The sequence below is a fragment of the Streptococcus sp. V913 genome (assembly GCF_054353455.1).
In genome coordinates this window covers 326,786-346,906 of sequence record NZ_JBTHHX010000002.1, presented here as the reverse complement: position 1 = coordinate 346,906, position 20,121 = coordinate 326,786, and the positions used below count along the sequence as shown (strand labels likewise).

The 20,121-nt window shown below is 39.7% G+C and carries 21 protein-coding genes, 1 pseudogene and 1 other annotated feature; all 22 genes and pseudogenes read right to left on the bottom strand.

Features of this window, described 5'->3' with window-relative positions:
* Positions 1-10: 10 nt before the first annotated feature.
* Complete coding sequence (locus tag ACXYSL_RS05705; RefSeq protein ID WP_007521604.1) at positions 11-616, bottom strand: DUF6707 family protein; 606 nt, start codon at positions 614-616, stop codon at positions 11-13.
* Positions 617-667: 51 nt separating this feature from the next.
* Complete coding sequence (locus tag ACXYSL_RS05700; protein WP_007521602.1) at positions 668-1,039, bottom strand: Imm51 family immunity protein; 372 nt, start codon at positions 1,037-1,039, stop codon at positions 668-670.
* A 52-nt stretch (positions 1,040-1,091) separates the two neighbouring features.
* Complete coding sequence (locus tag ACXYSL_RS05695) at positions 1,092-1,430, bottom strand: DUF7716 domain-containing protein (protein WP_007521599.1); 339 nt, start codon at positions 1,428-1,430, stop codon at positions 1,092-1,094.
* A gap of 19 nt (positions 1,431-1,449) precedes the next feature.
* A complete protein-coding gene (locus ACXYSL_RS05690; protein ID WP_061588103.1) occupies positions 1,450-1,869 on the bottom strand; it encodes an SMI1/KNR4 family protein in 420 nt (139 codons plus the stop codon).
* 18 nt (positions 1,870-1,887) lie between these two features.
* On the bottom strand, positions 1,888-2,223 hold the full coding sequence (locus ACXYSL_RS05685) for a hypothetical protein (protein ID WP_045616953.1): 336 nt from the start codon (positions 2,221-2,223) through the stop codon (positions 1,888-1,890).
* A 36-nt stretch (positions 2,224-2,259) separates the two neighbouring features.
* A complete protein-coding gene (locus ACXYSL_RS05680) occupies positions 2,260-2,958 on the bottom strand; it encodes a 3-oxoacyl-ACP reductase (protein ID WP_458624206.1) in 699 nt (232 codons plus the stop codon).
* Positions 2,951-3,187, bottom strand: a complete 237-nt coding sequence (locus tag ACXYSL_RS05675) for a DUF2829 domain-containing protein (protein ID WP_000141913.1) — start codon at positions 3,185-3,187, stop codon at positions 2,951-2,953. Before ACXYSL_RS05675 ends, ACXYSL_RS05680 begins: the two co-directional genes overlap by 8 nt.
* 91 nt (positions 3,188-3,278) lie before the next feature.
* Positions 3,279-4,299 (bottom strand): annotated as a pseudogene (locus ACXYSL_RS05670) (DNA/RNA non-specific endonuclease).
* Positions 4,300-4,468: 169 nt separating this feature from the next.
* A complete protein-coding gene (locus ACXYSL_RS05665; protein WP_045616951.1) occupies positions 4,469-6,337 on the bottom strand; it encodes a glucosaminidase domain-containing protein in 1,869 nt (622 codons plus the stop codon).
* Between the two features lie 122 nt (positions 6,338-6,459).
* Positions 6,460-7,446, bottom strand: a complete 987-nt coding sequence (locus ACXYSL_RS05660; RefSeq protein ID WP_172843644.1) for a dihydroorotate dehydrogenase — start codon at positions 7,444-7,446, stop codon at positions 6,460-6,462.
* Positions 7,409-8,209, bottom strand: a complete 801-nt coding sequence (locus ACXYSL_RS05655) for a dihydroorotate dehydrogenase electron transfer subunit (protein ID WP_007521582.1) — start codon at positions 8,207-8,209, stop codon at positions 7,409-7,411. Before ACXYSL_RS05655 ends, ACXYSL_RS05660 begins: the two co-directional genes overlap by 38 nt.
* A 246-nt stretch (positions 8,210-8,455) precedes the next feature.
* On the bottom strand, positions 8,456-8,836 hold the full coding sequence (gloA, locus tag ACXYSL_RS05650; protein ID WP_007521580.1) for a lactoylglutathione lyase: 381 nt from the start codon (positions 8,834-8,836) through the stop codon (positions 8,456-8,458).
* A gap of 97 nt (positions 8,837-8,933) precedes the next feature.
* Positions 8,934-11,705, bottom strand: a complete 2,772-nt coding sequence (locus ACXYSL_RS05645; RefSeq protein WP_096422406.1) for a J domain-containing protein — start codon at positions 11,703-11,705, stop codon at positions 8,934-8,936.
* Between the two features lie 13 nt (positions 11,706-11,718).
* A complete protein-coding gene (locus tag ACXYSL_RS05640) occupies positions 11,719-13,383 on the bottom strand; it encodes an Hsp70 family protein (protein WP_458624205.1) in 1,665 nt (554 codons plus the stop codon).
* A 174-nt stretch (positions 13,384-13,557) separates the two neighbouring features.
* Entirely contained in the window at positions 13,558-13,917 is a 360-nt protein-coding gene (gene rplT / locus ACXYSL_RS05635; RefSeq protein ID WP_000124834.1) for a 50S ribosomal protein L20, read from the bottom strand.
* Positions 13,918-13,968: 51 nt separating this feature from the next.
* Complete coding sequence (gene rpmI / locus ACXYSL_RS05630) at positions 13,969-14,169, bottom strand: 50S ribosomal protein L35 (RefSeq protein ID WP_001125942.1); 201 nt, start codon at positions 14,167-14,169, stop codon at positions 13,969-13,971.
* A 32-nt stretch (positions 14,170-14,201) separates the two neighbouring features.
* Complete coding sequence (gene infC / locus ACXYSL_RS05625; protein ID WP_007521573.1) at positions 14,202-14,732, bottom strand: translation initiation factor IF-3; 531 nt, start codon at positions 14,730-14,732, stop codon at positions 14,202-14,204.
* A 15-nt stretch (positions 14,733-14,747) separates the two neighbouring features.
* Positions 14,748-14,879 (bottom strand) — a sequence feature (ribosomal protein L20 leader region).
* 167 nt (positions 14,880-15,046) lie between these two features.
* Positions 15,047-16,231, bottom strand: coding sequence for a hypothetical protein (locus tag ACXYSL_RS05620; protein ID WP_458624204.1), 1,185 nt, complete (start codon positions 16,229-16,231; stop codon positions 15,047-15,049).
* Complete coding sequence (locus ACXYSL_RS05615) at positions 16,228-16,821, bottom strand: ATP-binding cassette domain-containing protein (protein ID WP_458624203.1); 594 nt, start codon at positions 16,819-16,821, stop codon at positions 16,228-16,230. Before ACXYSL_RS05615 ends, ACXYSL_RS05620 begins: the two co-directional genes overlap by 4 nt.
* A gap of 32 nt (positions 16,822-16,853) precedes the next feature.
* Positions 16,854-17,042 (bottom strand): hypothetical protein, encoded by a 189-nt coding sequence (locus ACXYSL_RS05610; RefSeq protein ID WP_458624252.1) that lies wholly within the window; start codon positions 17,040-17,042, stop codon positions 16,854-16,856.
* Positions 17,043-17,228: 186 nt separating this feature from the next.
* Positions 17,229-19,469, bottom strand: coding sequence for a DNA internalization-related competence protein ComEC/Rec2 (locus ACXYSL_RS05605; protein ID WP_458624202.1), 2,241 nt, complete (start codon positions 19,467-19,469; stop codon positions 17,229-17,231).
* On the bottom strand, positions 19,453-20,103 hold the full coding sequence (locus tag ACXYSL_RS05600; protein ID WP_000387315.1) for a helix-hairpin-helix domain-containing protein: 651 nt from the start codon (positions 20,101-20,103) through the stop codon (positions 19,453-19,455). Before ACXYSL_RS05600 ends, ACXYSL_RS05605 begins: the two co-directional genes overlap by 17 nt.
* Positions 20,104-20,121 lie beyond the last annotated feature (18 nt).

Below are 20,121 nucleotides of genomic sequence, written 5' to 3'. Positions count from 1 at the left end.
CTACCTCACCTTATCCTTTAAAAGGAAAGAGGCTATAGATTTCATGCTCCTTGATATACTTCTTTAGTATCTCCATATTCTCTTCGATTTTTGTCTGGATATCTGTCTCTTCACAAGTTGACTCATCAATAAAAAGGTGAATCTTCAATAAATCTGCCAAGTATAGCAGACGACGTTCCATTTCTGATTCAGGACTTAGAGCTTGCTCGATTTTTTCAAGCTTTTGCTCTAAGCTATCGCCATTCAAAAATCTCTGATGAACTCTCCTTCTTATTTTTTGAGTGGATTCCTCCCCTTGTTCTAGCGGAGATAAAAGAAGTTTTTTATAGACAAGTACCTGATTTTCTTTTTCTCTTTCCAGATAGGCCAATAAAACCAGAGAACTGTCAACAAAGGTCCAGGTGTTATGATTCCCTTCAAATGGAACCTGTATGATCCTATCTAATAATTCATTAGCCGTTTCCTCTTGACCATCCAGATAAAGTAAATAGGCCAGATGACTCAGTGATTCGAGATAGCCAGCTTGAGTCTTTTTATGCTTTTTTAAAATTTTATCTATATAGAGATGTAGGTCTGGATGATTTTCCACTAGCTCAACTACTTCTGATAGCTTCATCTGAATTCCTTTCTATTATCTTCTCAAAAATTTCAAAACTATTTTAGTTAATTAATCCAACTCTGCTCTACTGAACAAGTCTTTCATAGCTTCAATATCATCGCAAAACTCTTTAAAACCCTGAGCAAATTTAGACAAGGCATCTACCTTGGAAGAATAGGCACAAAACATACTTCCTTCAGGATCAAAGTCGATAGCATCGCTTAATTCCGGCATTTTTTCCTCCAAAAATACCAAAGCCAAGGATGCCCAATCGTAGCCATTTCCTTCAAATCCCTCCTCTTCTCGAGTGTCAAACACTTCCTGTCTATATTCTCCATCAGGGTAATAAATGAGCGATCCGCGAACATTTTGAGGATCCTCATCATATACAAGCAAGTTAAAGGGGGAAATTTTTTCATTTATGTTTTCGTAATCTATCATTTCTTAACTTCTTTTTATATTGTCAATGGACTGCAACATTCTATGTTTGTAACTAGGGTTCAAATGGCATGAAACTATCGTGCTGATGATAATAATTCAAAGCCTCAACCAAGTCTTGGAGACTTGCATCTGGCTTTTCCTCAAGTGCAACCGAGAGAACATCGAACAACTGCTCTCCATAGTAGACTAGTTGAAGACTTTGCTCCACTACATCCGTCGGGTAGACATCACGGTCTTCTACGACATCCGGATAATCTGATACCAAATAGAGCCTATCTAGTGCTAGCTCTCCATCCTCCTTGCCATAGAGGCAAAAATCATCTGAAGAAGACTCGTCCACGCGCATTTGCTCGATTATCTGCTCTAGTGAAAGTTCTTGGTATTTTCGCATCCCTTCTCCTTTTTTCGTATCACTCTTCAACAAAGGAATTCAAAAAATCCTCAAAAGATGGCCATTGACCATACAACTCAGCTTTTTCTTCTAAAACATAGAAGTAAACCTTTCCATAATCCTCTTCCCTTAAGGAAAGAGCATAGTTGCCAGATCCAGGATCATAGGCAAAATGGAGAAGGTCTATTGCCTTAAATCCTTCAGGCACAACCTCATCGTCAAACCATGTAAGAGAATTTCTCATCTCCCCTACTGAATTAAAGGAATTGAAAGGAAAGAGATGACGGTCATCGTGGACACCTATTACCTGGGGTTGCCCACCGTTGTACTTGAGATAAAAATCCTTCATAGCTTCCGGCAATTTCTTTCCAAGAAACTCCTCAAATTGTAAAAGTTCTTCTTTTGAAATCGGCGAATCTGCATCTAGCACCCTAAACATGATTTCTCCCTCCCATTTTTACAATCCTTCCTCTAAAATCTTGTCAATAAAGTCATAGACGTTTGTAGCAACTTTTTGTATTTCCAAGGAGCCAAAAGCACCCAAGTCATTTTCATAAATGCAATCATCAGCATTTTTCTCGATAAAGCAGGCCAAATCTCCTTCCTGTCCAATCATAAAATAATCTGGCTCTACTTCCTCAATCTGATAAGTCTCATTACGCTCTTGAAGATCCTCCTTAGCATACAAACAGATACCTGTATCTCCAATTTCAAAGGGGTCAATCTCTTTCCACTCCGTTAAAAACTGATAGTAGAGATTGGGCAAGACAAATCCAAATTCATCTCTTTTCATAGTTTACCTCCACATATTTACAGAATAGCAACTATGCTACTTCAAGCTCCATCCTCCATCAATCGTTAGGATTTGTCCCTGCATGGCGCTTGCTTTTCCACTTGCTAAAAAGAGACTAACTTCAGCAATTTCACTTGGCTCAATCCAACGTTTGATGGGTGTCTCACTAGCTACCCAGTCAGCTAGTCCACCTGGCTCAAAGTCAGCTGCGGTCATTCCAGTTTTTACTGCTCCTGGAGCGATACCAAAGACCTGAATCCCAGTTTCAGCATAGTCTAGTGCCAACTGCTTGGTAAAGCCAGCCAGGGCATGCTTAGAGGAAGTATAGGCGTGACCACCACCTCCTGCTAGGATTGAGGCAATCGAACACATATTGATTATGATTCCTTTTTTATTTTCCAACATTTGTGTCAAATAATGCCGTGTCATCTCAACTGGAGTCACATAGTTGATTTCAAAAATCTCTTGAATTTCCTTCGCTGATTGTTCTAGTAAAGGCTTGTAGTCATCCAACACTCCCGCTGTATTACAAAGAATATCAACTTGAGGACACCAGTCAAAAATTGGTTCCAAGTCAAGAGTTAAATCTCTCTGTAAAAAGTGGAAATCACCCTGTAGGAGTGGATTTTCTCTTTGGTCTACACCATAAACTTGATAGTCATTCTCTAAAAAGAGGCGAACTTGAGCTAGACCGATCCCTGAACTTACTCCCGTAATCAATACACGTTTAGTCATGCACTTCTACCCAATCCGTCGCCAAAACATCACAAGGTGTCGGACTCCACATCGAAAACCCTTCCCCTTCTCCAGACACGTTGATGAGGAAATAAGGTGTCACTTCAAGTGCAACCCCGTTTTGCTCGATGGTATCAAAAAGCTGCACATAGTTTTCAGCCCCTCCCCAACCAGTTCGTACATATTTTTTCTTAGCCTTTAATCCAGGCAAGATTTCTTCAAATGTCATGTTCTTCTCCTTTAATGCTACATTCTTAATTTAATTATAACAAAAAACCGTTTTCCAACGGCTTTTTGACTGTATATCCACTAAATTCTTCCTACCACTGCAATCCGGCTTCTCTAATTTCTTTCTTGGAAGCAAATTTACCATTTGGTCTGTGCCATCTTCCGTTTCTATCCCTAAAGTAGCCACCTGAATTTTTTGATTGCGAGTTTGATTTCTGACTTTCTTCTTTTTCTTGTGCAGCCTGACGTGCTTTTTCTTCTTCCTCTTTCGCTTTCTTTTCAGCTGCTTCTTTTTCTTTAGCCTCTTTCTTGGATTTTTCCTCAGCTTCCTTCTTAGCCTTTTCTTTTTCTTCTTTTATCTTTGCATCTTCAACTGTATTTTTAGCAGTACCATCCAAATAATTGATTTCCGCATTAGCTGAAACATTGTCTAGAATAACATGCGTCACAGAATACTGATCAACCTTTTCCTTACTACCACCTAACTTGATTTCCAAGAGTTTGCCATTTTCATCAATTCCCACATACTGCAACTCAATCTGTCTTGGAATCAATTCGTCCTTTTGATAAATCGGGGTCACCTTGTAGTCAAGATAGTAGTTTGGGTGATTGGCCAACCAAGAGTCCAACCGATTTTCATAATAAAGCATACCACTTTGGTTTTGGTCATCTGTTCCAGAATAATTTCCAGCATTGAGCCAGTTAGTCATCGGAACCAAGTTTTTCTTTTCATCATTCAATCCACTAAATTGGTACCCAATCAAATGGCCTCGATTCATTAACCAAGCCTTTTTAGAACCATCTCCATAGTAAAAGCCAACCAACTGGGTTATAACTTATCTTAGGCTCTCTCTTCTCAGTTGGCTCATCGCTGTCCTTGAGTTGAATATGAGCAAACGTCGCGCGTGATTTGGAATCCAATTCTCCAAGTTCTAGCTGCTTTTCATTTTTAAAAGGCAAGAGTCCAGCTTCTTTAAACAATTTTTCATCGAATTTGACTTGCTTCTGTTCGACTTTTTCTTCTGGAACCGCTTGTTCTACCTTATGACCAGAACAAGCAACAAGTGTTGTTACTGAAAGTAAGGCAAGTGAAAGGGTGAGCAACTTTTTCATAATAAACTCCTTTATTTTGTATAATAACTATACTAATACTTCCTTCTACATTTTACTATCATTTTGCTAATTATTCAACAATAAAGAAACTGTTATTATACTATTTTTCTCGCGTGTCCAAAACAAAAACGATAACCACTTTTTCAGTAGTTACCGTTGATTTTTTTGATTAGTCTTTCCCACCAAGTCTACTATTGATGGTCATCATGATGCTGGCTATTTTCTCTCCCCAGTAAGGATCGGAAGCATAGCGAACATTCATTCCTGTTGCCTTGTTTCCAAGGTGGTCTCTGCCGTAGTCGATATAATTCTCACGAATCCACTTGGCCGCACCGAGAATTCCTTTGTCCACATCATCAAAGCTCTTGGCTGAGAGATAAGGGCTAGTATCATAAGCCGCAATACCAAAGAAATTGTTCTTATCTCTGGCAATTTGACTGCGACCCCAAGCACTTTCAAGGGCACTATGAGCCATCAAGTAAAGGGCATTGACACCGTAACGTTCTTCAGCCTCTTTGAAAGTCGCTCCTTTCCCCGCTAGAGGACTATTTTGAATATTCATAACAGAATAAACTTTATCCAACTCAGCTGCACTATAATTACTTGGCTCTCTCAAGTTTTTAAAGAGGAAAGGATTTTTAACCGTAAAGCCATCAAAATGCTCTCCATCAGTTGAGTAGTACTTCTTACCAATAACCATAGCAGATGTATGTGGAGCTACTTTGATACTCGTATAAGGAGAGAGTTCATGGTAGAGGAATTTCCCATCACTAGTATAATGAGGGATAAACTCGCTTCCTTCATCCACTGCTGTCAAATCACTTTTATTCATGAAACCCGAAAGTCCAGAAATATTCACTGGTATTTGGGTGTTTTTCGTAGATTGAGTATCTCCAAGCGAGACAATTGTTCCTTTTGATACATAGCTTAATTTTTCTCCCGAACTACTATATACATATGCAGTGATAGGTTTCACTTTGTAATATTTAGATTCTGAAATCCACTTTCCATTGTTTTGAAAAGAATACTCTTTACCTTTAATATTAAAAGTACCTGTCACATACATACCATCTTCTTTTAGATAGTACCAAGCATCATAATCTTTATCAAAAATCCACTCATTTTTGGCCATATATCCACCTGTTTTAAGGTAATATGAGCCACTCCATTCTCGAGAAGCATAAGCCCCTCCTGTTTTTAAATAAAACCAACTATTGTATGAATTATCAAATATCCATTCTTTTTCTGCCATGGCACCACTGTCTTTTAGATAGTAATCTGTTTTCCACTGATTACTTAGCATTACACCATCAGTATCAAAATAGTACCATATCCCTTTGATTTTTTCCCATTTATTACGAGAAATTTTCCCAGAAGCTGTAGCATAGTACCACTTGTTAGAAATCTTTACCCATGTATTTTCTGCAAGAGCACCACTATTTTGGATAAGATAATCACCAACTAAAGTATTAGTTACCATGATGCCTTCTTTATCAAAGTAATACCAAATACCAGCGATTTTTTCCCATTTATTACGGAGAATTTTTCCAGAAGCTGTAGCATAGTACCACTTGTCAGAAATTTTTACCCATGTATTTTCTGCCAAAGCACCATTGTCTTGAATAAGATAATCATCGATTATAATATTACTAATCATAACACCTTCTTTATTGAAGTAATACCATTTGTTATCGATTTGTTTCCAGTCTAAGACAGGTTGATTATTTTCATAAAAGCGCCAACTTCCCTGCTCCTTCAGCCAACCTTCTTTTTTGCTTTCCCTATCTTTTTCCTTATTTGATAAATCTTCTTTAGCGGGATCTTTCTCTTTTACAACTGACTCTTTCCTAGTATCAACTCGGGGAACTTCTTTTTTCGGAGCAGACTCTTCTTTATTCGGAGCAGACTCTTCTTTTTTCTCAACTACATCTGTTGTCTGAGTTTTTTTTGTAACTTGAGACTCTTCGGCATACACTGCCGATTTTGCAAATCCTGCTATAGAGAGAGCAACAGTACTTGCAAGTAGTATCTTCTTCATTTTATTCTCCTTAGTAAAAAACTATATACATTTTCTAAACCCTATTGTAACATAGTTAACCAACGGAAATATTACAAATTGATGAAGATTCTATTTCTTGTTGACGATAAGGAAGACCTAGCTTATCTCAGACTGGCTTTGACTTCCTGACGGAGATCTTCCAAACTGCTAATGCCATATTTGTCCATGACTTTTGGTAAATGTTCGATGATATCAGGACAGGCATAAGGATTGGTAAAGTTAGCTGTTCCAACTCCGATGGCAGAGGCACCAGCCAGATACATTTCTAAAGCGGCTTCAGCCGAATCCACTCCCCCCATTCCAATGATGGGCAGGTCTGTTGTTTGGGTGACTTGACGGATGAGTTTGAGGGCTACTGGAAAAACTGCTGGACCAGACATCCCACCCGTTCCATTGGCTAGGATTGGTTTTCTGGTTTTAAGGTCAAAGCGCATACCGACAAGGGTATTGATCATGGTTAAGCCACTTGCTCCTGCATCTTCTGCGGCTTTAGCAATAGTGACAACATCCGTTACACTAGGGGTTAACTTAACATAAACTGGCACATCAGAGGCTTCCACAGCTGCTTTTACCACTTCGTAGGCCAAATCAGGATCTTGCCCAATCAAAAGTCCATGATTGCCGTGATCCACATTCGGACAAGAGATATTGAGCTCGATCGCTTTTACATTTGCTGCCTTGGAAATTCCTCGAGAAACGGCAGCGTACTCTTGTTTTGAAAAGCCTGCAACATTTGCGATGATGGGAAGCGTAGGATACTCTCTTTCCAGCCAAGGCAACTTCTCAGCTAAAACAGCTTCTAAACCAGGATTTTGCAGACCGATTGCATTGAGCATACCGGCAGGTGTTTCTGCCACCCTGGGAGTTGGATTTCCAAAACGGGGTTCTAGTGTCGTCGCCTTGATCATAATGGAGCCTAAAAGGTCTAAATCATAGTACTTGGCATACTCCTGTCCAAAACCAAAACAGCCAGATGCTGGTATGATAGGATTTTTCAAGTCCAAGCCCGGGAGAGAAACTTGTAAACGATTTGTAGTCATGACTTTCTCCTTATAATACAACTGTTCCTGTACGGAAAACAGGACCATCTTCACAGACGCGTTGGCTGACCGTCTCACTATCTGGCACTTTTAGAACGCAGGCATAGCAGGCCCCCATCCCGCAAGCCATACGAGACTCTAGAGATAGATAGGCTCTTGGGTGGTCATAAAATCTTTGATTGATGTACTTCATCATTCCTGGAGCCCCACATGAGTAAACAGCATCAAACTGATTTTCTAATTCATTGATGACAACTGACACATTTCCCTTAATACCATACGAACCATCATCTGTCGTAACAAAGACCTGACCATATTGGGCCAATTCCTTTTCGAGGATAACAGCATCCTTGTTAGCAAAACCGAGGACTGTTACTACTTTCACCCCACGCGCATGCAATTCCTTGGCTACTTCGAGCAAGGGCGGAACACCAATCCCCCCACCAACGAGGAGAACTTGGTTCTGGTCGTCCAGATCAGACAAGTCAAAACCATTTCCCTGAGGCCCCATCACATCAAGAGTATCTCCCTGACTTAATGTTGAAAAAATAGTGGTCCCAGCCCCCTCAATCCGATAAATGAGATGACACTGCTTGTTTGCCTTATCGATAGACGAAATTGAAATAGGACGGCGTAAGAGATGGGCATCATCAGGCACACGCAAATGTAGAAATTGGCCTGCTCGCATCGCTTCAACCATTTCTCCTTCTAAGACTAATTCAAAGATTGCTGGCGCAATTTCCTCCTGTGCAACCACCTTCATGGTTTCTAAACGAATCGCACCCAAACGCTTCTTACATGTGGGATTCATGATTTTCCTCCTTAAATTTTAAGGGGATCAGATAAAGAAAAAACCTTGCTAATGCAAGGTCTCAGTCGAGATAGGACAGAACTCATGTGCACACTTAAAAAGTCTCCACAGAGAGTCCCCTATCCCTTTTATCTGACACCTTGTGAGTCTCTCTGGACTCCCCTTAAAGGTTAAATTTGTATTAGTATACTCTTTCAAAGAAAAAAAGTCAAGTAGAAAACGAACATTCTACTTGACCTTACTGGATTATTTTTCACGAATGACTTCGACCTTGTAACCGTCAGGATCTTTGACAAAGTAATAGTTTGGTTGAGTTCCTGGAAGTCCATTAGGGGCTGTCACCTCATAGCCCTTCTCGCTATGTTCTTGATGTAAGGCCTCAAGGTCAGGTGTACTGAGGGCGATATGGGCGAAGCCATCTCCTACCACATAAGGACCGTGGTCATAATTATAGGTTAACTCCAACTCGTAGTCATCCCCCTCAAGTCCTAGATAGACAATCGTGAAGGCATGGTCTGGAAAATCTCTGCGACGCAATTCTTTAAAACCAAAAGCATCTTGATAGAATTCGATTGATTTTTCAAGGTTTTCTACTCGTAAGCAAGTGTGTAGCATTTTTGAAGCCATTTTCATTACCTCTTTCATTTGAATAGTTCTATTATACCTTTATTCAGGAAAATTTACTAGAAACTTGAACTAGAGTCCTCTTCTCTACGCTTTCATTCTAAGAAGCACTTTTACGATTTTCCTTGCGTATATTGCCAATAAGGAAAAGTATGATAAGGATAAAAAGTCCCTCGAGGAAGTAGAAAGCAAATTCGCTGTTTATGATTAGTAAGTCTTTGTAATGATAGTTATTACCGAAAACTGAATTTGGTGCGAATAGGATTCGGAACAGTCTTCTTAGGAAAATAAAGATCTGCAATCCATAAATCATAAAGACCTTCTTCACACCAATCATGAAGCCTTGATCCTTTGTAAAATAAGACAAGGCAACTCCATTTAACAAGAGGATAACAGTTATAGCCAGAGTTTCATTTCGTAGAATAGTTGGATCAAAGATATCTAAACGGCTGTGAATGTAAGGCAACGTTTGAAAGAGTAGGAGCCCCAAGATTGCTGGTATGAAAATTTTCTTAAGAGATGGTGGAAATCCAGGACTAAATCTTGTAAAAGATAAGCAAATCACAAGGATTGCAAAAATATGGAAGTAAGCTATGGCAACTCCTGAAATAGTCTGGCTTTGATTTACCAAAGCAGAAAGAAAGCCAGCAGAAAGAAAGATACCGATAGGAATCAGCTTATCCAAAGAATAATCCCACTTCAGCCCCTGACTCACTTGGAAACCATCGATGAAGCTGAAAAATGTAATGAACATAAGGGCACCAATGAGACCAAACGGTAAGGATGGAATGACGAGGGTCAATAACAAGATTAATAGGAACCATGGATGGGGGCTGTAGTAGAATTTCCGTTTTTCCCCCCTAGCAGTCACTCCCTCCTCAATCGGTGTTTGCCTTAATTTTAGCATATAGACGTAAAAGAGTGAAAACATACCCGCATGAACCCATGAATTATAACCCGGTCGCTCTAGAACACTAAGTAGCAAACTTACAATCGTAAAGAGGCCAAAGAAAACCTGAAGAAACTTATTTTTAAAGACCTGTCTTTTTTTCCAATCCAAATAAGAGAGCTTGGCCTTCGGATGACTAAGTTCATAGGCATAAGTCGTCATCTCTTCTAGTTTCTGGTCTGTCTCCTCCGTCATCATTTGGGGAGCCATTTTAGAAGTAGGAAAAGGAGCCAAAACATATCTCAAGAGCTTGCCATCTGTAAACCGATGGTACTCCTTATAGATTTGTTGAAGCAAAATCGTTAGAATGCGTGGTCTTCCTTTAAAGTAGCTTCTCCACTTTTCCCAATCATTGATATCTTCATCGTTCTTAGTGAGTTTATCTATATAAAGATAACCTTCATTGTACCAGTAATCAAAATTTTCTTTTTTGTTAAGTGCATACTCCTCTACCACTGAAGGATAAGAATGGATACTCTTCCAGAAATGGAGTTTTTTCAGGTAAGGATTTGATTCCTCATCACTGTAACGCTCTACAAATTGAAGAACGAGAGCTAACACTTTCGCATTGGTTAAAGGATAGACGTCCACCTTTTCTAACAAATCAAGTAGGAGAGTGTGATCTTTGACTGATTCAAAAAGATATTGCCAATCACGTAAAAGATTGTATTCATCTTGATATGGACTATAGACTAAGAGATATAGTTTTTCCTCAACCTCCGATGGATCTAGAAGATTATAACGGTGAATATCGAATGGTTCATCTGTATTTGAATTTAATTCATCTAAGTAAACCACAAGCTCATCATAGGCTTTTTTATCCTCCTCTCTCATCTCTGGTTCAATCTTCTCCAAGATAAAGGTTAAAACTGGAACGCTAGTAATTATTTGTTTACTGCTATTCAAGAGAAAAAGGACAGTATTAGGAGAAAATGATTGACTGAAAAAATTTATCCAAGTCCCCATCTGATTAGCTCTTTGGGAATCTTCAAGGATTGCTTGACATAAACGATAAGAAGCATACAATTTAGCAGTTTCTTTTTTCGCAGCTTCTAGAGGTTCTCCATTTTTGTTTGCAGTAGCTCTTTTAACCTTCCAATGCTTCAGTTTATAGTAATATCCCCAGTATCGAAAGTCGGGTACATAGTCTTCCAGCAAAGGAATGACGATAGAAAATTGTTCCGATTTGTTGAAAATATAAACATCCATTTCCTCTAAAACGGATTGAACAATGTCCATATCATATTGATACTGATGAAAGAACTGACGCCACAGATGCTCTTGTTCCTCTTGGTTATAACCGTCATTCCCAACAATACTTTCAATCGCATTTCGAATCAAATAGGTTGCGTCATTATAACCGCTAAAATCAAGGGTAGACTTGCTTGTTTCTTCTTGCCTTTTGCCCTCATCATCACCAAAAGTTTCAAAGTTGAGAGTACTCTTAGCACTCTCTTCAGAGTTACCGTTTAACCTAGTTTCCTCATCATAGTCAGTAAAATTATGGGTAGACTTTGGCTCATCCTCTTCTGCTTTAAAGGTTTCAAAGTTAAAGGAATCGCTGGTTTTATCAGTTGATTGCTGATAATCACTGAATTCAAGACTAGATCTTTCAGACTCTTCGTTCTCAGTCTTCGTTTCTTCAGTCAAGTTTTCAAAATTGAGACTAGAGTTAGGCTTTTCATTCGCCTCTTCTTCAAGTTCAGCAGCTTCTTGAGAGTCACTCGCTTTTCTTAGACTATTTTCTGGTCTTGTGTTTCTAGACCTCGCATAAGTCAAGGCTTTTTGGTACGCTTCGACAATTTCTTGGTAAATTTCTGGTTGGTCTTCTGGGTGATAGAGCCGAACCAGTTCAGCATAACGCCTTCTAATAAGCTTGACGTCAGTCGTTGGCTCTATCCCTAAAGTTTCCCATATATTCATAAGGTCTCCTCTTTTACAGTCCTCGCTCTAGGAAGTCTAAATAGTTTGAAAATGATTGATAGAGTTTTGGCAAATGATAAACAGATGCTTGACTGACCTCTTCTTCAAATCGTCTAGTTTCAGCCATTAGCTCATCTCTTCTTCTCCCCAAGAGCATACTGTACACACGATTTGCTTTCTCCATCAAGAAACGATAAACCTCTGTTTCTTGAGCATTGATCTTATAGCGAGTCAACTCTGCTTGCTTAGCCTTGATTTCCTTTTCTGTCAGAGTAACACTATCTTGGAGAATAACATGACTAAAGACTTCCTGTGTTGAATCAATTTTGACTTCTACATCCAAGATTCCATTTAAATCATAGGTAAAACGAACTGTGAAACTTTCATTTACTCTAGTATTCACAGGGACGGGAACTTCTAATTCTCCTAGAAACAGGTTTTGTGATGCCTTCATCATCTCACCTTGATAGACCTTTATCTTGACTTGGCTCTGTCCCAGTTCAGCCGTATAGTACTGCTCGATGCGTGAAGCAGGTAGGGTTGAATTTCGCTCAATAATCGGCGAAAAACGGTCTCCAACTATCTCAATCCCCAGTGTAAAAGGGCAAATATCAGACAGTAATAAATCTCGTATCTCACCCTGACGTTCTTTGATTCCTGCTAGGAGGGCACAACCTCTCGCAATCATCCGATCAGGATCATCAGATACCTGAACCGTTTGATTGATACAGTAGGATAAAAAGTCCTGAACCAAGCGGAGTTTAGAAGTCCCACCAACAAGAACAAAATTATCAGATGACACATAGCTATAGCGTGCATCCATCAAGGCACGGTCCAAAACAGCCTTAACACGAGCCAGCAGCGGTTGACAAAGCTCGTAAAAGCGCTGGTAGCTCAAGTCTAAAAAGTATTCCTGATCTTGGTCCATCACTGTCATCTTCACTTCTTCTTTATCATTCAGTTCCAGCTTTGTCTTTTCAGCCTGTACCAAAATTTTGCTATAAAATTCACGGGAAATAGTATCCTTGGTTAATTGATTGGAGGCTAAAAATTCCTCTGCAATAGCCGCAATAAAGTCTTCTCCCCCCAAGCGATTGTCCCCTGCGATTGACACGATTTCAACGATGTTATCAAATAGCTCTACAACTGAAATATCCAGAGTGCCACCACCAAAATCGACTACAATAAAAGATTGATCTTCTTGATTGGCCATAGATCTTTTAGCAAGTGCAGCTGCAGAGGGTTCATTGATAATCCGATCAATCTGAACTCCAGCAAATTTCCCTGCTAGTTTGGTCGCATAGCGTTGAGCATCGTTGAAATAGGCTGGTACACTGACAATCACTTCCTCGACCTTTTCTCCAAGATAGGTCTCTGCATCATCTACCAACTTTCGAATGATAAAAGAGCTTAATTCTTCAGCCTTATATGCTCGATTTCCTAGGGTCAATTCATGTTTAGTCCCCATAAAACGCTTGAACTGAGAAACCGTCTTGTCTGGATGAGTCACCAAACGTTCCTTGGCAATTTTCCCAACTATAATCTCATCATTGTCATCCAAGGCCACAACAGAAGGCGTCAAATACTCACTAAAAGCGTTGGGGATCAGCTTGACTTGACCATCTTGATAAACTCCTACCAAAGAATTCGTCGTTCCTAAATCAATACCTACTATCATCTTCTTCTAACTCCAAATCTTTTTAGTTATTCCTATTATACAAGAAATATCCTATTTTCTTTGAAAAAATCTGTGATTTACTCTATAAAATAGAAAATCATTTAAGGAAAACAAAAAAGTTTCACCTTACTCAAGCGGTAAAAACCACAAGAGTAAGAATGAAACAGTTTGTTATTATTTACCAAGTTTTGCTTTCGCTGCATCTGCAAGAGCTGTGAAAGCTGCTGCATCGTTAACAGCCAAGTCAGCAAGCATTTTACGGTTTACTTCGATCTCAGCCAATTTCAAACCATGCATCAATTGTGAGTATGAAAGTCCGTTCATACGAGCTGCCGCGTTGATACGAGTGATCCACAATTTGCGGAAGTCACGTTTTTTCTGACGACGGTCACGGTATGCATAGTAGTAAGAGTTCATTACTTGTTCTTTTGCAGTACGGAACAAGATGTGTTTAGCTCCATAGTAACCTTTTGCTAATTTAAGAATACGTTTACGACGTTTGCGTGATACAACGCCACCTTTAACACGTGCCATGTTTTATTTCCTCCAAATATTTCCTAGAATTGTTTACTTACTGTCAGGCTATTATTTCAAGCGAGTAAGCATTGCTTTGATACGTTTGAAATCTCCTGAATGCACCATAGATGCTTTACGAAGATGACGACGTTGTTTCTTAGTTTTTCCGTGGAAACGGTGAGAAGTGTAAGCACGGAAACGTTTAAGTCCACCAGAACCTGTACGTTTGAAACGTTTAGCTGATGCGCGGTGTGTTTTTTGTTTTGGCATGATTTTTTCTCCTTTATTTAACTTTCTGACAATTATTTTTTGTCAGTTGCTGGCGCCAACTGCATGAACATTTGGCGTCCATCCATCTTAGCTCGTTGTTCGATGATCGCAATATCTTGTGTTGCTTCAGCAAACTCGGCTAAAACTTTTGCACCAATCTCTTTATGGGTGATCATACGCCCTTTAAAGCGAATGGATACCTTAACTTTGTTCCCTTTTTCAAGGAACTTGCGAGCATTGCGAAGTTTCGTTTCGAAATCACCCTTATCGATAACTGGGCTCAAACGAACTTCTTTCACGGTCACAACGCTTTGCTTTTTGCGTTGCTCTTTTTGTTTTTTCTGGTACTCAAATTTGAACTTACCGTAGTCCATAATTTTAGCAACAGGCGGTTTTGCTTGGGGTTGAATCAATACTAAGTCAACATTTGCACTATCAGCCAATGCTTGCGCTTCGCTGAGTGGCTTAATGCCTAGCTGTTCTCCCTCAAGACCGATCAAGCGAACTTCACGTACACGAATTTCATCATTGATGAATAAGTCTTGCTTTGCTATGGTTTTCACCTCTTTTTTATTATTAGAGAAAAACAAGAGCGGACTCGTAATGATACAAGCCCGCACGTTATGATAGCGTTTCTTAGAAACTTTTCATCCGTAGGGCCAGGCAACTTGATGTCACAAGGCGAGAAGCTCTCACTTCTGCTTTTCTCAACTTTTATATGATACCAAGTTTTCTATCCCTTGTCAAGATAAAAAGTCATTTTTTCGAAAAACTTTCTGTTTTATTCTTGATTCTTCTTGATGTCCGCATCAAAAAGAGAGAACCTACTTGGTTCCCTCCTTGTGTTAGTTTTTTCCTCACCTTCCGTATAGGAATGCTAAGACCTATTAAAATCTTCCTTTTTACGTGAACTTCCCCATCTTTCGATAAATAGAATACCTACTAACAAAAGGATAATCAGGCAAGGAAGTAAGACCATCCCCATGCTCCAATTTAGATCTACATTATCAATCTGCTTAGGTAATCTTCCAGATAAAATCTCTACTGAACGCAAGTAAGTAAAGGGAATCAGATGTGCAATACTCTGAAGAGGCTGGATCGTTTGGATACCAAACAATAAGCCAACAATCCCAATAAGTGAAAGAAAGAGGACAGGCATTTTTTGCTTGAAAAAGTAAGCAATCAAGTACACTACTTCCACAATGACGATAAAGGCTAAGAAAGCCAAGAGCAAGCTAGGAAATAATACATCTTGTATTTTTCCAATGGTTACCTCTTGATTCGTTAAGCTATATATCGGGTAGGGATAATCTAACTGTCCAAAACCACTTATCAGACTTCCCACTAGAAAAGAAAATCCGCTGATTCCGATAAACAGCACAGTTACATAACCCACTCCAACTCCAAGAGAGGACATGGCAAATGTCACTTTTGAAAAAGGATATAATTGAGCTGTATCGAGATTATTTTGATATCTTTCTGCGAACAGTTGCGTTAGCATAAAAATAATAGCAACCACAAACAAGCTTGGGATGATAAGCTCTAAAATCCAGACAATCTGATCAATCCCGTGGGTCGGATAAACTAAATTGTGGGCTTTTATGTTCAAGGGATATAGGGCTTGGTAAGTCTTTCGTTCGCGGTCAACCGCCATTTTAAAGTCAGAGCTAGAAGTCGGTTGCTTCGATACAATTTCATAACTCTTTTCCTCAGCTTGCCACTGCAAATAGTAGGCTTCTTTCCAGCGTCCTTCTTTTAACAAAGCCAGAATTTCTTTCTTTTGAGTCAAAAGATTTTTTTGCAATTCTAAATTACTTTCAGCAATCTGGTATTCCTCCGAGCTGGTGTCAGATATTTGGGAGAGTTTCTCTTCATATCCATTGATGACTCTCTCACGGTCTACAAGACTAGTTTCCAACTCTCTCTCCAAGCTGACGGAGTTTGCAGTCTGACTATTAAAATAAAAGGTAACACCGAGTCCAGATACAAATAAAGCTAAGATAATCCAGTTTAAGCGACTTTTGAAAACTTTCTTTAACAAAAATAGGCTAATATCTTTCATAACGGAACCTCTTCTATCTGCCCCTGACGAATGGTTACCATGCTATCGCAAATCTCCACCAACTCCTCTTTGTAGTGGGAACTCAAAAGAACCAGCTGTTCTTGTCTATTGATTTGTGCCAGCCTATCAAAAAACTTCTGTCGATAATATTCGTCTAAACCATTTGTTACCTCATCCATGAGCCAGCATTTCGCCTGACTGAGGAAATACATAGCAATCACCAAGCGTTGCTTCATCCCTAAGGAATACTTGCGGATGGGAAGGTTGATATAGTCAGACATTTCCCAATAGGCGATTTCGTCCCCCAAGTTTAGATCTGACTTCCAGATGTTTTTTATGAGACGAAGGTAGTCCATCCCACTTAGGTTTCCATCCAGCCATTCAACGCTCTGATAATAAAACAAAGAAGGAGGGGCTGCGATATGTCCACTACTAAGGGGAAGTAGCTTGCTCACAGCTCGGAACAGGGTCGTCTTTCCCGAGCCATTGATAGCAAGAAGGCCATAAATCCTACCCATTTTAAAGGTAAAATCCGCATCTTGCAAGATGACTTGTCGCGTTTTTAAGGTAACATGAGTAAGATTTAACATATCCAGCCCTCCTTATTCTAACTATTTAACGTTTAATAGCCTCCGCTGTAGTAGTTTATGACCTCATAACGATCGTAATTCCAACCACTATCAACTTTATACTCAGAATAGCTGTAATAACGAGACCATGATGGGATAGAAATGTATTGATGGTTATGATAGTTAGTACCATATTCCCACACGGTATTCCAATCATACCAATAACTCTTAGTGACTCTCACAGCAGATACACTGGACTGAAAAAGACCAATAGATAACAAACTAGCTAATAAAACGACTTTTGCTGATTCTTCATGTTTACATTGCATTTATATCACTACTATTGAAAACACTTTTATTATATCGTTTTTCTCAGTATTATGCAACAGATTTTTAGTTTATTTAACTAATATATAACATTTTTCTTCCTAACGAACGCTTTCAATTCGCCAACTATTCCACCCTGTAAAGCGGATAGCCCCTTGCTGATCAGTTCGGTAAATCTTACTCTTGATAGTTTCTAGTCGTGTCAAGGCTTCCTGATGGGGGAGTTTGGCACGATTGTTTTTTCCAACTGAGATGAGTGTAATCTCTGGCTTGAGCTGTTCTAGGAAAACTGGATTCGATGATGTTTTAGCACCATGCTGACCTGCTTTCAAGACATCCACATCTAGGTCAGGATAATGCTTCAGCAAGTCCTTCTCTCCTTTTTCCTCCAAGTTTCCAGTAAAGAGAAAATGCTTATCCAAGAGTTTCCCATAAAGAAGGAGAGAATCATCATGACTTCCATCTCCAATCTTCCTTGGAGATAGGACTTCTAAGTAACTGCCAAAAATCGGAAAATTCTCCCCTGCTGTCACACTGCGTACCTTGGTTTGGCTTACTTCTAATTCTGCCACAAATTCCTTCTGTGTCAGACTTCCTTTTGATACTAAAATCTCTCCGACATGGAAAGCCTTGGTCACCTCCAGTAAATCTCCAACATGTTCCCTATCTGTGTTGGTCAAAATCAGCTGATCAATCTTATCTACTCCTCGACTTTTTAGATAGGGAATCAAGGTTCTCTGGGCATTGCTGGTCGTCGACTTTTGCTGCCAAGCTTGGATTTTTTTGTCGGATTCTGCCTTTCCTCCTACATCTATGAGTATGGTTTTACCAGTTACATCCCTTAGAAAAATGCTTTCTCCCTGCCCTACATCCAGCATGGTAATTTCATTTTCCAGTGGATGCTTGGTCAAGAAAAAGAGTCCTACGATAAAGAGACTGAATCCTGCTACCTTTTTGATGTTTTTCCTAAAATCATACAGTATTGCCAGGGAAATCAACAGTAGAATCAACAGCCCTGCATTGGGTTGTCCAAAAACTAGAGGTCTACTTGCCAGCTGCGATACCAAGCGAATGATGTTCTCCAAGCACTCAAAGACAAAGTTAAACTGAGTGACTGGGTAAACAAAAGACAGAATGAATAAGATAGACAAATGTGGTAAGAAAACCAAATCAAAAAGAAAGGAAAAGACAAAGGTTAAAATAATTGACCAAGGCTGAAATTCTGCAAAATAAAAAGACAAAATAGGCAATATTCCCAAGGAAATGACTAGACTTTCTCTAGCAACAGCCTTGAGCCCCTCCCCTTCTTTACTGGTCATGGTCAAGATAAAAGCGTAGGCACAGGACAAGACTCCTCCTGCTGTCAAGAAAAAGTTGGGCATAATGATAAAGAGGACAAGGACCGTTAAGGCAAAATTGTCCAAGCCCTTGTAGCCATGTTGGGCTAGTAACTTTTGTAAGAGACTGCGAATGACCGAAGCTGAGAATCCTGTCAAACCTGCATAGATAAGGGAAAAGGGATAGGTCAGCCACTTCAACTTTTCTTGAGTCAAGCCCAATCGCAAAAGGAGCTTCTTAAACCCATCCATAAAAAATCCTACCTGCATACCTGACAAGGCAAAAAGGTGGATAATTCCTAGACTAGAATAGAGCTCATTCATCTCCTCGAAGTCCGTATCCAGATGTCCAAAAAGAAGCCCTGTCATATAGTTTCGCATAGGGTCTGGAAAGTGCGTCTTGATCCAAACTACAGCCTTTCGACGTAAAGCCGACAAATTTTCACCTATATCCCAACTGCTAACCTTTTTAAGTGACTGGATACTCTTGATAGTCAGTGTCTGGTAAATCCCCTGAGTCTTCAGATAGGCTCGGTAGTCAAATCCACCAAAATTTCTCTGGCCTTCTGGCTCGGAAAGTTTTCCTTCTAGTTCAACCTCATGAAGGTCTGTCAAGGCTTGAAAGTGCTCTTTCTCCTCCTCGGACTGGAGTTTATAGTAAACTTGGAAGGTACGACCGTCAGCCTTGCCCCGAAAGGACAGACTATCTCCATTGACTTTGATAGTATCTGGTAAAATCCGTACCTTCTCAACAGAATCCACTAACTTTTGACTAGCTTGTGTCTGTTGCCAAGTTTGAAACAGAAACCAAAATCCAAAAACTCCACAAATCGCTAGAACTTTACCAGCCGATTTCCAAGGAAATTGGAAAAAGAGACAGACAAGCAAAAAAACAAAACCTAGCAGTGCGAGATAGGACGCTCCAAAAATTGCATAGTAAAGCCAGAGTAACAGAAAACTCAGATAGATTAGGGGGATAGGGAAATTCTTAATCCACTGTGACATAATCTTTTAGCTTTTCTATGGTCTTAGCCCCAATACCAGAGACTTTCTTGAGTTCATCTACTGACTTAAATTTACCATTTGCCTCACGATGGTCGATAATATCCTGGGCTCGTTTACCACCCAGTCCCTTGACCTGCTTGAGCTCTTCCAGACTAGCTTTATTTAGGTTGATCTTCTTTTCTTTACTTGACGAAGGAGTCGTTCCAGAGGCAGCCTGCTGACTAGCTGCTTCTTCCCCCTTACTCGGGACGTAGACCAGAGCCTCGTCACTAACTTTCTGAGCTAGATTGAGCGACTTGCTATCTGCTTGCTCTGTCAAGCCACCAGCCTTTTGAACGGCATCATGGACCCGACTTCCTACTGGCAAGTCATAAATCCCTGGTGATTTAACAGCACCTTTGACATCTACTGTGATTAAATCTTGTTCAGGAGACTCTTCCTTTTCTTCCTTCTTCACTTCTTTTTCAGAAGTTGAATCCTTTGAAACAGATGCAACTTCTGCCTGTAAATTTGTTTCTTTCACAGGTGTTTGTGAAGTTGGTTTTAACAAGAAAAAGCCGCCTAAGGCCAGACCCAAACCTGCACAGATGACAATGATTTTATACTCTTTGATTTTCTCGATAATTGCTTCCATATTTTCTCCTCTCTTATG

What these genes read in the sequence shown, in the direction of transcription:
- ACXYSL_RS05660 (WP_172843644.1), bottom strand. Translation starts at nt 7,446, where the DNA reads ATGGTCCTGTTTTCCGTACAGGAACAGTTGTATTATAAGGAGAAAGTC.
- ACXYSL_RS05695 (WP_007521599.1), bottom strand. Translation starts at nt 1,430, where the DNA reads ATGCGAAAATACCAAGAACTTTCACTAGAGCAGATAATCGAGCAAATG.
- ACXYSL_RS05600 (WP_000387315.1), bottom strand. Translation starts at nt 20,103, where the DNA reads ATGGAAGCAATTATCGAGAAAATCAAAGAGTATAAAATCATTGTCATC.
- ACXYSL_RS05700 (WP_007521602.1), bottom strand. Translation starts at nt 1,039, where the DNA reads ATGATAGATTACGAAAACATAAATGAAAAAATTTCCCCCTTTAACTTG.
- ACXYSL_RS05645 (WP_096422406.1), bottom strand. Translation starts at nt 11,705, where the DNA reads ATGAATATATGGGAAACTTTAGGGATAGAGCCAACGACTGACGTCAAG.
- ACXYSL_RS05705 (WP_007521604.1), bottom strand. Translation starts at nt 616, where the DNA reads ATGAAGCTATCAGAAGTAGTTGAGCTAGTGGAAAATCATCCAGACCTA.
- rplT (WP_000124834.1), bottom strand. Translation starts at nt 13,917, where the DNA reads ATGGCACGTGTTAAAGGTGGCGTTGTATCACGCAAACGTCGTAAACGT.
- ACXYSL_RS05620 (WP_458624204.1), bottom strand. Translation starts at nt 16,231, where the DNA reads ATGAAAGATATTAGCCTATTTTTGTTAAAGAAAGTTTTCAAAAGTCGC.
- ACXYSL_RS05685 (WP_045616953.1), bottom strand. Translation starts at nt 2,223, where the DNA reads ATGAAAAGAGATGAATTTGGATTTGTCTTGCCCAATCTCTACTATCAG.
- ACXYSL_RS05675 (WP_000141913.1), bottom strand. Translation starts at nt 3,187, where the DNA reads ATGACATTTGAAGAAATCTTGCCTGGATTAAAGGCTAAGAAAAAATAT.
- ACXYSL_RS05605 (WP_458624202.1), bottom strand. Translation starts at nt 19,469, where the DNA reads ATGTCACAGTGGATTAAGAATTTCCCTATCCCCCTAATCTATCTGAGT.
- ACXYSL_RS05680 (WP_458624206.1), bottom strand. Translation starts at nt 2,958, where the DNA reads ATGACTAAACGTGTATTGATTACGGGAGTAAGTTCAGGGATCGGTCTA.
- ACXYSL_RS05640 (WP_458624205.1), bottom strand. Translation starts at nt 13,383, where the DNA reads ATGATAGTAGGTATTGATTTAGGAACGACGAATTCTTTGGTAGGAGTT.
- ACXYSL_RS05665 (WP_045616951.1), bottom strand. Translation starts at nt 6,337, where the DNA reads ATGAAGAAGATACTACTTGCAAGTACTGTTGCTCTCTCTATAGCAGGA.
- ACXYSL_RS05655 (WP_007521582.1), bottom strand. Translation starts at nt 8,209, where the DNA reads ATGAATCCCACATGTAAGAAGCGTTTGGGTGCGATTCGTTTAGAAACC.
- ACXYSL_RS05690 (WP_061588103.1), bottom strand. Translation starts at nt 1,869, where the DNA reads ATGTTTAGGGTGCTAGATGCAGATTCGCCGATTTCAAAAGAAGAACTT.
- gloA (WP_007521580.1), bottom strand. Translation starts at nt 8,836, where the DNA reads ATGGCTTCAAAAATGCTACACACTTGCTTACGAGTAGAAAACCTTGAA.
- ACXYSL_RS05615 (WP_458624203.1), bottom strand. Translation starts at nt 16,821, where the DNA reads ATGTTAAATCTTACTCATGTTACCTTAAAAACGCGACAAGTCATCTTG.
- rpmI (WP_001125942.1), bottom strand. Translation starts at nt 14,169, where the DNA reads ATGCCAAAACAAAAAACACACCGCGCATCAGCTAAACGTTTCAAACGT.